Origin of the sequence: Pseudomonas plecoglossicida NBRC 103162 = DSM 15088, from assembly GCF_000730665.1 — a bacterium.
Lineage (GTDB): Bacteria > Pseudomonadota > Gammaproteobacteria > Pseudomonadales > Pseudomonadaceae > Aquipseudomonas > Aquipseudomonas plecoglossicida.
In genome coordinates this window covers 20,860-33,898 of sequence record NZ_BBIV01000046.1, presented here as the reverse complement: position 1 = coordinate 33,898, position 13,039 = coordinate 20,860, and the positions used below count along the sequence as shown (strand labels likewise).

Sequence of the window (13,039 nt, the reverse complement as noted above, 5' to 3'; positions counted from 1 at the left end):
GTCGGCCCGTTGCCCGGCCCATGGCTGGCATTGTCTTCAGCCATCTGATGGCGATGAGCTCGGTCACTGCGTGCGGTGCGTGAGCCCGGATGGAAAACGATGGGCTTTCGCCCCCGGCAGCCGGACAGATCCGATTGCACTGTTATCCACCGGGAGCACCAGCGCCTAGTGCGGATGTTGAACAGATAGCGCTGCAGCGCGACCGACACTCAGTCGACAGCTCGGCCAGGCGCTGCCAATTCATCGCATCGAGGATGCGCAACTGCCGCTGCACATCGTTCCACCCCTGTGCCCGGTGGACGTCTCGGTGTTCGATTTCGACCAGACCGACTCGCTGCTGGCACGTGCGTACGAGCAGACGCTCTGATGGCTGGCGAACCAAGGTCCCGGGTGCCCTCACCGTTCACGCTCACGCCCATGAGCACTGAAGGATGGCGCGTTCAGCGAAGGACGCTGTAGATCGCGGAAACAATCTGCATCGTAGCTTGTTCAATCGATCCTTCATTTCTGCATAGTACCCAACCATGATCAGCGGCCGCTCGCTCGAACGCCTGGGTACTGGCGACTTGTTCTTCCAGCTTGAACATTACCGTACTGCTCAGCCCACGCGGTCGTGCCGCCGCCCTCGCCCACGAAATAGCCGGGTCGGTGACAACCCCGACATGCAGGTCCGGCACTTGCACGTTTCGATCGATGTTCAACTGCAGGATCTCGGCAAACGGGAGCATGCGGCGAAATGCGGCATCGGAGGGGTACCAGCGGTCGATCAGGATGATGCTGTCGGCTGGCTGCCTGGTCAGCACGTGCTGGGAAATCCAGGTGCGGCTATCGGCAAATCGCTGGCAAACCTCCAGCTCCAGATCCGGGCTGGGATGCCTGACGAGTTGATTGACCAGGGCCATGGTTTCACCCCTGAAGGGATCGCTTTTCTTCTCGCAAAGCCGGATCACCTTCTTGTTGTCCGCCCTCAGCGCTGCCGTAACGGCTTCCAAAAGCGTGGTCTTGCCGGTGCCCTTGGGCCCGTCGAACGAAATAAACAGCGGACGAGTCATTCTTCAACATGCGATTGAGACTGGGAAACCAGCGTTTGCGGGGAAGCGGGCTGACCGAGATACCGGACCACCCGCTTCTGCTGGTGCGGCGTTAGCGCCCGAGCATGACTGTTTGCAGTCGCGTCTGCGCCTGCTGGACAGTCTTGGCCTGGGTGTTCAGGTCCGCCAGCATAGCATTGAGCTCAGCCTGAACCTTGGGATCCGACACTTTGACGATCGGTCCGTTGATTTCGATCTTGGCCTTGTTGGCGTCCACGTAGTCGGCGATCTTCAGGCTGCTGTCGAGGGTGCCGTTGATCTGCGGCAGCACTTCCAGGAAGGTATCGGCCGGCACGCTGACAGTGCGTTCGAAGGCCTTGTCGTAGACGACCTTGAGGTCTTCCGGCTGCTTGAGCTGGGCGTGCGCGGTGTCGGCCTTGGCCTTCTGCTCCTGCAGCTGGCTGCCCATGTCGTTCAGGCCGGTCTGCACCGCCTTGATGTCGTCCCGGCGGGCGGTGACATCGTTCAGCGAGCGGATCGCGCCTTTTTGCAGCAGGTTGCCCAAGGGCTTCACGGCGGTATCCATGGCGCCATTGAAGTCAGTGATGACCGCATAGTGATCGCTGTAGGGGCCGAACGCTTGCGTCTGGTCGGTGGTCAGCTTGGGCACGTGGACGCCTGGCTTGTCGACGATACGGGTCTGCAGGAATTCGCTGAGACGTTCATGTCGGTGAATCTCCTGAGGGTAAAGTAGGCGCCAACCGCCACAGAGCGCGGCGTGGCGGAAGAAGGATAGTGCTCAATGCCAGTGGATCCAACCATTCAGTCATGACGGCTATAGCAATAATGTCGAACACTTCACTTTCAGGCCGTCTATAGATCTACTCAAAAGTGTCGTCACTCTCGGCAAGGAAACTTGCATGGCCCGCGCAAAAAAAACCACCTCATCCGGCCCGAAGAACCTGCAGAGCACGTGCAAACCACTCTGCCACAACTTGCCTCGACCGGTACGGCAACTCTCCCCCTCCGTGACGGTGGATCCGCGCCGGGCCTCTGCCATTCTGAGGACGTCCAGCAAATGGGCGAACGGCACGGTGCTTCACTATTGTTTCTTTGGCAAAGGGTCCCGATATGCGGTTCCTAAAGCCCAAGCGGATGCTATTCGCGATGCGTTCAAGAAATGGAAAGCCATCGGCATAGGTCTTGAGTTCAAGGAGGTCAAGCAACTGAGCGAAGCCGAAGTCCGCATTGGTTACTCGACTGCCGACGGGGCCTCTGCCTCTGCAGTCGGACGCGATGTCCTGCATGTGCCCCTGACCGAGCCGACAACAGTTTATGGGTGGGACCTCACCACACCTTACGGGCGCAGTACTGCGCTTCACGAGATCGGGCATGTCATTGGCATGGAGCATGAGCATCAGAATCCCTTTGCCGGAATCACATGGCATGAACAGGCCGTGTATGAAGCGTTGGCAGGTCCACCCAATCATTGGGACCGTGCTACGACGTATCACAACATATTGGAAAAGTTGACGCCGCAGCAGGTCAATGGCTCTGCCTGGGACCCTGACTCGATCATGGAATACGAGTTTCAACCCGGCCTGATCGACGAACCGCAACACTACGATGTCCATGGTCTGTTTCCGCCTGGCGTACTCTCCAACGCAGACAAGGAATGGGCGCGCAACTGGTATCCGCCATTGTCGGCCGCGTTGAAACAACTCGAATGCGCCGAGCCATTGACCGTTGCCCTGGCCGCCGGCAAGCAGATCGATTACATGATCGTACCTGCCGAATCCAGGCGTTACCGTATCGAGACCAAGGGCGCTTCCGACTCGCTGCTTGTCCTGTTCGAAGACATCGGAGGCGACCCCAGATACCTGGCTGGAGACGATGATAGTGGCGAGGATCGAAATGCTGCGATCAGCTACAAGCTCTTCAAAGGGAGAAAGTACATTGTCAGGGTTCGCCTGTATTATCCAGGCCAGTCGGGAAAGTTGACGGTGATGTATATCTGAGCACGCGGCCCCCACTACACTGAACCGCCTCTAGTTTGATAGCCCTCTGCGAGCCTTCCGTCTTCCAGAAACCCTCTAAGATCCCGCGCCGCTCCCCTGTGAGATTGCAATCCAGGCTGGCCGGAACGCGCAATTGATCGAATACCTGCCCATTCGAACAGTCAGACATTTCCTCTTACCCTGAAGTACCTCATCCACAGAGCCTTGGACCCAGCGCCTGTTTCGGCACCCGTCTGCGGTCGGCCGACGCCCTTTTGCCAATGGAAAGCTGCGCCTTGCCGGCGGGGGCGATGCCTTGGAATGTGTCAACAATCCTATTGCGCTTAGCAATATTTCCTTATAGATTTCGCCTCATTGCGTGAATGTGTCGACAATCGATCATTCAACAAGGTTTTCAGGAGCAAGGTGTGTTCGGTGTAGCCACGGGTGGTCACCCTCGGAAGCCGAGACCTTGCGCCTGTTTTATCCAGGTAACGGACCTCCGCTACCTCACCTCGCGTGCCCAAGACCGCGCACTACCCGCAGGAGATTGCCGTGCTCCAAGCCTATGAACGTCACGTCCAAGAGCGCGCCGAGGAAGGCCTGCCGCCCCTCGCGCTGAGCGCCGAACAAACCGCAGGCCTGGTCGAGCTGCTGAAAAACCCGCCGGCCGGCGAAGAAGCCTTCCTCGTAGACCTGATCACCAACCGCGTTCCGCCAGGCGTGGACGAAGCTGCCTACGTCAAGGCCGCCTTCCTGTCCGCCGTGGCCAAGGGCGAGACCCAGTCGCCGCTGATCGACCGCAAGCACGCTGCCGAGCTGCTGGGCACCATGCAAGGTGGCTACAACATCGAGACGCTGGTCGCGCTGCTGGATGACGCCGAACTGGGCGCCGTCGCGGCGCAACAGCTCAAGCACACCCTGCTGATGTTCGACGCCTTCCACGATGTGGCCGAAAAAGCCAAGGCGGGCAACGTCCACGCCAAGGCCGTGCTGGACTCGTGGGCTGCCGGCGAGTGGTTCACCTCGCGCCCGGCCATCGCCGACAAGTACACCCTGACCGTATTCAAGGTGCCTGGCGAAACCAACACCGACGACCTGTCCCCTGCCCCGGACGCCTGGTCGCGCCCTGACATCCCGCTGCACGCCCTGGCCATGCTGAAAATGGCCCGCGACGGCATCGAGCCCCGGCAGCCAGGTTCGGTCGGCCCGCTGGCCCAGATCGAAGCGGTCAAGGCCAAGGGCTTCCCGGTCGCCTACGTCGGTGACGTGGTCGGTACCGGTTCCTCGCGCAAATCCGCCACCAACTCGGTGCTGTGGTTCTTCGGCGACGACATCCCGAACGTGCCGAACAAGCGCGCCGGTGGCTTCTGCTTCGGCAACAAGATCGCGCCGATTTTCTACAACACCATGGAAGACGCAGGTGCCCTGCCCATCGAGTTCGACGTCTCGAACCTGCACATGGGTGATGTGATCGACGTCTACCCGCATGCCGGCAAAGTCTGCAAACACGGCAGCGAAGACGTCATCACCCGCTTCGAGCTGAAGACGCCGGTGCTGCTGGACGAAGTGCGCGCCGGTGGCCGTATTGCGCTGATCATCGGCCGTGGCCTGACCGCCAAGGCGCGAGCCGAACTGGGCCTGGCGCCTTCGGACCTGTTCCAGCAGCCTGAAGCACCGGTACAAGCCACCAAGGGCTTTACCCTGGCGCAGAAAATGGTCGGCAAGGCGTGTGGCGTGGCCGGTATCCGTCCGGGCACCTACTGCGAACCGAAGATGACCACCGTCGGCTCCCAGGACACCACTGGCCCGATGACCCGCGACGAGCTCAAAGACCTGGCGTGCCTGGGCTTCGCCGCCGACCTGGTGATGCAGTCGTTCTGCCACACTGCGGCCTATCCGAAGCCTGTGGATGTGAAAACCCATCACACCCTGCCGGACTTCATGCGCACCCGCGGTGGTGTCTCCTTGAACGTTGGCGACGGCATCATCCACAGCTGGCTGAACCGCATGCTGCTGCCGGACACCGTCGGCACCGGTGGCGACTCGCACACCCGCTTCCCGATCGGCATTTCGTTCCCGGCCGGTTCCGGCCTGGTGGCCTTCGCTGCCGCCACCGGCGTCATGCCGCTGGACATGCCTGAGTCGGTGCTGGTGCGTTTCAAGGGCAAGCTGCAGCCTGGCATCACCCTGCGTGACCTGGTCCATGCCATCCCGTACTACGCCATCCAGCAAGGCTTGCTGACCGTCGAGAAGAAAGGCAAGAAGAACGCCTTCTCCGGCCGCATCCTGGAGATCGAAGGCCTGGATGACCTGAGCGTCGAGCAAGCGTTCGAACTGTCCGACGCTTCGGCCGAACGTTCCGCTGCCGGTTGCACCATCAAGCTGCCAGAGAAGGCCATCGCCGAGTACCTGCGTTCGAACATCACCCTGCTGCGCTGGATGATCGGCGAAGGCTACGGCGATGCGCGTACCCTGGAGCGCCGCGCCCAGGCCATGGAGGCCTGGCTGGCCAAGCCTGAGCTGCTGTCGGCCGACGCCGATGCCGAATACGCCGAAATCATCGAGATCGACCTGGCCGAGATCAAGGAGCCTGTGCTCTGCGCGCCGAACGACCCGGATGACGCCCGTTTGCTGTCGACCGTCCAGGGCCAGAGCATCGACGAAGTGTTCATCGGTTCGTGCATGACCAACATCGGTCACTTCCGCGCCGCCGGCAAGCTGCTGGACAAGGTCGAGGGCGGCATTCCGACCCGTCTGTGGCTGGCCCCGCCGACCAAGATGGACGCCCACCAGCTGACCGAGGAAGGCTACTACGGCATCTTCGACAAGGCCGGTGCGCGCATGGAAATGCCAGGCTGTTCGCTGTGCATGGGTAACCAGGCACGTGTGCAGACCGGTTCGACCGTGGTCTCCACCTCGACCCGCAACTTCCCGAACCGCTTGGGCGATGCTACCAACGTGTACCTGGCATCGGCCGAACTGGCCTCGGTCGCTTCGATCATCGGCAAGCTGCCGACGGTCGAGGAGTACATGCAGTACGCCAAGGACATCGACAGCATGGCTGCCGACGTCTACCGCTACCTGAGCTTCGATCAGATCGCCGAGTACCGTGAAGTGGCTGCCAACGCCAGGATCCCGGTGGTCCAGGCGTAATTGCCAGCAAGCTGTAAAAAAGCCCCGGCAGAAATGCCGGGGCTTTTTCATGGCTATTTCGGGCCCTGTGCGGTCGGCGTGGGAGCCGGCTTGCCGGCGATGAGGCTGGGGTGGGCACAGACCTGTTGACCTGTCAGGGCCCTATCGCCGGCAAGCCGGCCCCCACAAGTACGGCGCAGTCAACCCGTTCAGTGAGTCCTGGGGACAGATTACCGGTACTTGTCGAGATGCGTTTCAGGGCCATCCTTGGCCACAGCTTGCGCTTTGCCATAGCTATCCATCAGGCACTTGTATTCGGGGCAGACGTGATCCGCGAGGATTTCAGCGAAGCGCGAGCCTTCTGGGCGGTTCCAGGTCTGCATCAGTTCGGCGACGATCGCGAAGGTATCGGTGGGGATCGCACCGGCCTGCGTGACCCGCGCGATGGTGGTGTCTGTCGCGATCTTGCTCCAGTTCCCCAAAGCATCCACCACGCAGTTACCTCTCAGGTCTGAATTGACGTTTGCCTGCTTTGACTCTGGCATGAGGCTCATCAATCTTAGACCACCGAGCCGAATGGGCTTTCGTGCCTGGACCTGGCAGCGCTTGGCCGACGACCGGTACAGCTTCGGCTCCCCCTTTTGACCTGGGCCCCTTGAACTTGGGCTTCAGTGTTGTTCTCTCTTGTAAACTGGATCAAAATTTTTCTGTACACAGTTCGAGGACTAGATTATGCGCAAAATAGTATCCGTTATTGCATTCAACCTTTTGATCGCCCAGGCCGCCGTCGGCGTTGCGGTCGCCGGAGAGAATACCAACACTGCCGTGGGTGGCGGCCTTGGTGGTACCTTGGGCAGTGTGGTCGGCAACGCCGTGGGTGGCTCCACCGGTGCCACTATCGGCGCTGGCCTCGGTGGTGCTGCCGGCGGCGCGATGGGTGCCAAGGATGGGAAGAAGACCGAGGCAGCCATCGGGGGCGGCTTGGGCGCCGCAGGTGGTCAAGTCATAGGCCACAGTGTCGGTGGCTCGACCGGCGGCGCAGTAGGCGCCGGCCTGGGCGGCGCGGCAGGCGGTGCGATTGGCAATAGCATGGCCGGTGATTCTCACGACCACGACCACGGCAAGCACAAGCATCACAAAAACAAGCATTGACCGAGGTTCACGCCGCCAACGTCGAGGTCATTTCCGCGGTACCGAAGCTTCCGTGAAGCGTTGACCGAGGAACCCATAGCACAGGTAGCCAATTGCCAATACCAGGGTACCGCCCATCACCGCCTCCAGCCCGCAGGCATGCAGCGCGTACAACGAGTACCCGACGGCAATCAGCAGCACCACCATGTTGCGGGTGTAGACCCCCGGGCTGACGCCCGCCTTGTGCATGATCACCAGCAAGCCGGTCAATGCCGTGATATAGGGAATGAGGTTGGTCACCGCCGCCAGGCTGACCAGCCTGGCGAACTGGGCCGCGGCATCGGGTGAAATGGTCGACAAGGCCATCACGGTTTGCAGCAAGGCGCACACGGTCATGCCGATCACCGGTGCGTTCATCGAATTGACCTTGCCGAATAGTTTCAGGAACAGGTCCTGGTCTGCGGTCATCTTGGCGGTTTGCGCCAGGGTGAACTGCCAGCCCAGCAGTGAGCCAACGCAGGCCACCACCGCCAGGGCCATGACGATGCTGCCCACGGTCGGGTTGAAGATCGTCGCGTAGACCAATGCGAAAGGCGCCGAGGACTTGGCAAGGTCGGCATTGGGAATGATGCCCTGGATGACCGTGGTGGACAGCACGTACACAACCGCAGCCCCAAGCGTGCCGAACAGGCAGGCCAGCGGCACGTTGCGCCGGGGGTTTTCCACCGCGTCGGTGGCCTGGGCTGCCGACTCCATGCCGAGGAACGCCCACAGGGTCAGCGGGATGGCCTTGCTGATCGCCTCGGAGATCGGCAACTGGTTGGGGTTCCAGGCTGCCATGAGGATCTCGGGCTTGAACCAGTACCAACCGAAGAGGCTCAGCCCGGCAACAGGAATGATCACCCCCCATACCGTGAACGCACCGATCTTGCCAGTGATCTTCGGCCCGCCGAAGTTGGCCAGCGTGGTCAGCCAGATCAAGGTGATGGTGCCGATGCACAGCGGTATCGCGCCGCTGCCCAGCCAGGGCACGAACGCAGTCATGTAGCCCACCGCGGAAATGGCGACGGCCACGTTGGCGATGGCCAGGGACAGGAAGTAGAGGTAGGAACACAGGAAGAAGCCAGACTTCGCGTGGGCCTCCTCGGTGTAGGCCGACAAGCCACCGGAGCGGCTGCAGAACACCCCGCATTGCGCCAGGCAGTAGGCGATGGCCATGGAACCGATGGCGGTGAACATCCAGGACAACAGCGAAACGGCCCCCAACTGCGCCATGCTGGTGGGCAACAGGATGATCCCGCTACCCATCATGTTCACCGTAACCAGCGTCGTGAGCCCGGTCAGGCTCATCTTCCTGCTTGCCTCAGCCATCGCGAACTCCTGGCGTCAAAGGGTGCTGAACGTGCGCCTGGCAACGTGCTGCTACGGGTCAGGAGCGATTGCCGTATTTGGGTATAGATCATTTGGCGCGCAATCGCTTTCCCCCTGACCACGCCCGGCTTGCCGCCGGCCTTTCAGAACTTCACCTTGATGCCGATCATGCCTTCATGGCTTCTGCTGTCCTTGCCGAAAGCCTTCTGCACGCCCAGCGAACCGGTGATGGTGGTGCGCTCGTCGACCTGGTAGTCGAGCCCCAGGTTGAGTTCGCCCCAGTTGCCGCTCATGTCGGTGCCGAAGGGGATGTAGCCGTTGGCAGACGAGAACTCGGTCTTGGACTTGCCCTTGAACTCATGCCAGACGCTCGGCCGTACCCAGGCGCTGGTGCGCTGGATCTTGCCCTTGTCATCCTGGCGCAACCAGGCCTTGTCGATCCGTACGCCCAGGCGACCGATGAGCGAGTCGACATCCTCGAAGCGTACCTCGGCGCCCGGGTCGCGGCTGTCATCGACATCGAGCTTGCTGAGCACCACCTGGACTTGCGGTTCGATATGCAGGTCGCGGTCGCGGTTGACCTGGAACGGATAACCGCCTTCCAGGGACGCGGTGACACCACGCCCGCGAGTCTTCAGCCCGGCCAGCTCGTTGGAATTGGCCTTGATGTCGAAGCGGTTGAACTGCAGCACACCGTCGAGGTACCAGCCTTCTGGCCCGAAATGGGTCCAGTAGCCGCCGATGCCGTAGGCGCGCAGCAGGTCATCACCCGCCTGGCTGCCGTCATTGTGCTCGACGTTGGCACTGATCCTGCCGACGTTCAGCGACAGCCCCGCCTGGTCGGTGCTGCCGTCCGTGTCTTCATTGCGGTACAGGTCGCTGCCCACCTGGAATGCGTGGATGCGGTAGTCCGTGCGCGCACCCTCACCCAGGTCATCCTGGCCCTTGCGATAGATCAGGCGGCCCCAGCCCAGGCTCGGGCCATAGGTGTCCTCGACGGCCGAGGGCAAGGGCTCGCTGTCCAGGCGGCGCTCCTCGCCGACCCGTTCATGCAAGGTATCGACCATGGCGTGGCTGTAATTGATCAACATCGACGGCAAGGCACGGTACAGCGAGGTTTCCGGACGGTAGTGCGGCACCTGGGGTGCTCGCGGGCCTTGAGGCACATCGGGAACCTGCGGGGTGTCCGGTATCTGCGGGGTGTCGGGCGATTTCGGCGTATCAGGCACCTGCGGGGTGTCGGGCGATTTCGGCGTGTCGGGCACCTGCGGCTTGTCAGGTACCGCCTCGACGGTCGAGCGCAGGTACCAGGCCTCACCGTTGCTGTCATCCCGGCTGCCACGGTACAGGCTGTACTCGTAGGGGCCGGCCACCACCCGCTGCAACAGGCGGAAGGCCGTCCGGTCGGTGACCGCGCCATTGACCGCATCCACCACCAGGATACCGTTGCCCTGGGTGATCGCGCCGGGGCCGCCGGCGTTGGTGATCAGCAGATTGCTGCTGCCAGAAGCGCTGCCGCCATCGATCACCACCTTGTCCGACGCGGAACCGTCGGTGTACAGGTAGGTGTTCAGCCCGATCGTGCCATTGCTGCCGTGGTAGCTATTGACAGTGAGGGTCTTGAAACCGCCGGCCAGGGGCGCGCTGAAGTCGATGACACTGGCCAGGTTGCTTAGCTGGCTGAGGTTCGAGTCGCCGGTCATGTTCCACAGGCTGCTGTCGCGCAGGGTAACCTGCGAGCTGCTGCCCGACGCGGTGCGTGCCGAGCCGTACAGGATCGAACCTGCGACATCGAGGTTGGCCCTGCCGGGGCTTTCCAGGGTCTTGCCGACCCCCTGCCACTGCCCGGTGCCCATGTCCGGCACGCTGGACCCGTCGCTGGCCAGCGCCTGGTCGACGTTCAACCATTGGCCACTGCCACCGACGGTGCTGTCGTTGAGGTTGATCGTGGCCACACCTGCGACGCCGAGCGTGGCGCCGGACTGGTTGCGCAGCACGCTGGCATCGATGTTCGCCACGCTTTCGAGCGCTTCGGTGCCTTGGGCATACAGCGCCGCGGCCTGCTGGCCGGAGGCACTGAGGGTACTGCTGCTGGCTTGCAGCTGACCACCGTTCTTGGTGACGGCGGCATGGCCCAGGTCGCCGCTGGCATCGAGGCTGGCATGGTCGAGTTGGACGCTGGAGCGGTTGTTGGCCAACGCGCCGAGGGAACTTTCGCCCTGGGTGACGACGCTGGTGTTGCTGGCGTTCAACCGTGCCCCACCCTCCGCCTGCAGGCCATGGGAAAGCCGGCCGGAGGTCGACAGGCTCGAATCGCTCAGATCGAGCGTCGCTTCAGCGGCCTGGCCGTTACGGCTGACCAGGGCAGCCGTCGCCGCGTCGCCCAAGGTGCTGACGCTGAGGTTGCGCCCGGTCAGGCTGACTGCACCCGGTTTCAACGAGCCGATGCCAGCGTAGAGCCCGGTCGAGTATTGGCCCTCGGTGCTGACCGAGAGGTTTTCCAACAGCATGCTGCCGCCGTCGTCCACCGCAGCGCCGTAGGCCTGTTGGCCGGTGGTGCGCAGCGAGGTGCCGAAGGCGTTGAGCTGAGCGCCTTCGTTGCGTGAAACCAGGGCGTGAGGGAACGTGAGGTTGCCGGCCACGGGCGAGCCGTTGCCGCTGGTGGTGACCGTACCGCCGTACAGCGAGACAGTGGATCCGGCATCGGCGACCACGCCCATCGCGTTGTCGTTGCCCGACGTGCGCACCGTGAGGTTGCGCGCGACGACCGTGGCACTGCCTGCACTCAGGCCTGCCGAATAATCGCCACGGGTATCGATCAGCCCGCTTTCCAGTTCGACCTGCGCGCCAGCCAGGGCGCGCACGCCATAACTGGTTTTCTGGGAGGTAAGCACCTCGCTGTCTTCGAGCCGCAGGTGCGAACCGTTGCCCTCCACCACCACGCCGAACCCCCACGGGCCTGTCGCGGTACCGGCCGGGGCCAGGCTGATGCGGCTGCGGCTGACCACTGCGTCGGCACCGCTGTTGACCTGCACGCCGTGGGCGCGGGCACCGCCTACGTCTATCTGGCTGCCACTGACATCAGCCCGTGTTCCGCTGCCTTCCACCGATATGCCATGGTCATAGGTGCCTTGGCTGGACACGCGGCTGCCTTCGATGACCAGGCCCGCGCCATTGCTGGCGCGAGCAGCGGCATTGTTTGCCGCAGCGCTGCCGGCACCGGCAATGTCCAGGCTGCTGTCGCTCAGGCGTACCAGGCTGCCGCTGCCATCCGCACGCACGCCACCCACGTAGTTGCCGGTGGCCTTGGCCTGCACGGCGTCGGCCAGGATGCTCGCGCCGTTCAGCGCATGCAGCACCGACGTACTGGTGGTCGCAGTGGCGGCACCGGTGCTGGTGAAATCGACCCGCTGCAACTGAATGTGCCCACCCTCCTCGGCACGCGCGCCACTGGCCGAGACCGCGCTGCTGTTCACCACGATGTCGCTGGCAACGATCCGGCTACCGGCGCCTGTGGCCTTCAGCGCGTGGCTGGCCGTGGTTGCGCTGCCTGCGCCAGTCACACTGATCTGTGTGCCCTGGCCAAGCTGCAGGCTGCCGCCGTCCTGAGCAAGCGCCGCCACCGAGCCCTTGGATTGAGTCGTGATGCTGCCACCCGAAAATTCGATGTTACTGCCATTGCCAATGGCCACCAGGCCCTGGTTGGTCTGACCGTTGACGCCGCCGCCCATCGTTACCGTGGCGTCGTGCAACGTCACCTGGCCGCCTTCGGCGGCACGCACGCCGGTCAGGTTGCTGGCGGTCACGGCAGTGCCGTTGGTAGCCTTGGGTACCAGGCTGACGGTGACATCCGTCCCGCTGAGCCTGCCCAAGTCCCGTGCCACCAGGCCACTCTGGCCATTGCCGTTGGCGAAAGTCGTGGCACTGGATGCGACGCTAGCCTGATCGAAGCCGATGACCCCGCCCGCCTGGGCCAGCACGCCGGTGGCGCGGGCTGCAGCAAGCAATACGCTGGCCTCGTCATGCGCCCCGGTCGTCAGAATGCCGATGCCGTCAGCAGTGTTGACCACCAACGGCGCCGGCGCGCCCAACAGCAGGCCGGGAAACGCCAGGGGAACGGTGCCTGCGTCTGCGGCCCAGCCTTCGATGGGCTGCAAGCTGAAAAGGCCGGCGAACAGCAGACCCAATGCCTGCGCCAGACGGGTCCGTTCGAATCGTGGCGAACTGCGCCGGGTGGAGTGATGATGGCTCATGGCAACCTCGCGGATGCTGGAAAAGTGATACCAGCAGCTTGCGCGCGCGGCTTCGTGGCCGATGTCGGAACTGTTTCAATGCGGTTGTAGGAATGTTTCCCGACTTTTCGGCTGGTCTATG

General features: G+C 62.8%; 8 protein-coding genes and 2 pseudogenes. 5 read left to right on the top strand and 5 right to left on the bottom strand.

Annotated features, from left to right (window positions below; translation table 11 throughout):
• Positions 1–70 precede the first annotated feature (70 nt).
• Complete coding sequence (locus PPL01S_RS26090) at positions 71–169, top strand: hypothetical protein (protein WP_425976362.1); 99 nt, start codon at positions 71–73, stop codon at positions 167–169.
• 99 nt (positions 170–268) lie between these two features.
• A pseudogene (locus PPL01S_RS25810) lies at positions 269–428 on the top strand (patatin-like phospholipase family protein); the annotation flags it as partial.
• Between the two features lie 12 nt (positions 429–440).
• Here PPL01S_RS25810 and PPL01S_RS20650 read toward each other — a convergent pair.
• Both PPL01S_RS20650 and PPL01S_RS20645 read right to left on the bottom strand, forming a co-directional pair.
• A complete protein-coding gene (locus PPL01S_RS20650) occupies positions 441–1,052 on the bottom strand; it encodes a dTMP kinase (protein WP_016391685.1) in 612 nt (203 codons plus the stop codon).
• A 91-nt stretch (positions 1,053–1,143) separates the two neighbouring features.
• A pseudogene (locus tag PPL01S_RS20645) lies at positions 1,144–1,773 on the bottom strand (DUF3053 family protein); the annotation flags it as partial.
• 178 nt (positions 1,774–1,951) lie between these two features.
• Between PPL01S_RS20645 and PPL01S_RS20640 the strand changes: the two are divergent.
• Positions 1,952–3,049: a zinc metalloprotease gene (locus PPL01S_RS20640; protein ID WP_028625340.1), complete on the top strand. Its 1,098-nt coding sequence runs from the start codon at positions 1,952–1,954 to the stop codon at positions 3,047–3,049.
• Between the two features lie 534 nt (positions 3,050–3,583).
• Entirely contained in the window at positions 3,584–6,184 is a 2,601-nt protein-coding gene (gene acnB, locus PPL01S_RS20635; RefSeq protein ID WP_042156590.1) for a bifunctional aconitate hydratase 2/2-methylisocitrate dehydratase, read from the top strand.
• 209 nt (positions 6,185–6,393) lie between these two features.
• Here acnB and PPL01S_RS20630 read toward each other — a convergent pair whose 3' ends face one another.
• Positions 6,394–6,717, bottom strand: a complete 324-nt coding sequence (locus PPL01S_RS20630) for a cysteine hydrolase family protein (protein WP_248694088.1) — start codon at positions 6,715–6,717, stop codon at positions 6,394–6,396.
• Positions 6,718–6,895: 178 nt separating this feature from the next.
• Between PPL01S_RS20630 and PPL01S_RS25805 the strand changes: the two genes are divergently transcribed.
• Positions 6,896–7,315: a hypothetical protein gene (locus PPL01S_RS25805; protein WP_028626184.1), complete on the top strand. Its 420-nt coding sequence runs from the start codon at positions 6,896–6,898 to the stop codon at positions 7,313–7,315.
• Positions 7,316–7,342: 27 nt separating this feature from the next.
• Here the strand turns inward: PPL01S_RS25805 and potE are convergent, their stop codons facing one another.
• Positions 7,343–8,665, bottom strand: coding sequence for a putrescine-ornithine antiporter (gene potE, locus PPL01S_RS20620; protein ID WP_016391281.1), 1,323 nt, complete (start codon positions 8,663–8,665; stop codon positions 7,343–7,345).
• A gap of 143 nt (positions 8,666–8,808) precedes the next feature.
• Positions 8,809–12,918: an autotransporter outer membrane beta-barrel domain-containing protein gene (locus PPL01S_RS20615; protein ID WP_028626185.1), complete on the bottom strand. Its 4,110-nt coding sequence runs from the start codon at positions 12,916–12,918 to the stop codon at positions 8,809–8,811.
• Between the last annotated feature and the right edge of the window lie 121 nt (positions 12,919–13,039).